The sequence below is a fragment of the Mesorhizobium sp. M1D.F.Ca.ET.231.01.1.1 genome (assembly GCF_003999155.2).
GTDB lineage: Bacteria > Pseudomonadota > Alphaproteobacteria > Rhizobiales > Rhizobiaceae > Mesorhizobium.
Map to the genome: position 1 here is coordinate 1 of NZ_RZOZ02000301.1, position 279 is coordinate 279.

Below are 279 nucleotides of genomic sequence, written 5' to 3' on the forward strand. Positions count from 1 at the left end.
ATCATAGTGTGTCCCACGAGTCCCCGACTCAGTTTTAGAGGGTAATCATACGACCGGCTAGAAGAAAATGCCTCTCATGCGAATGATCACCGGCAAAAGAACGATCATCAGCACGACCGGAAAGATGCAGATGCCGAGCGGGATCATCATCTTGACCGGCAGCGCATTGGCTTTCTCCTCCGCGTAGAGGATTCGCTGCGTGCGCATTTCGTCGCTGTACACGCGAAGGGCCTCTGTCAGGCTGGTGCCAAGTTCTTCTGACTGCCGAAATAGCACGGC

General features: G+C 54.5%; 1 protein-coding gene. It reads right to left on the minus strand.

Annotated features, from left to right (window positions below):
• Positions 1–57: 57 nt before the first annotated feature.
• On the minus strand, positions 58–279 hold a 222-nt coding region (locus EN874_RS33405), incomplete at its 5' end, for a type II secretion system F family protein (protein WP_189396771.1).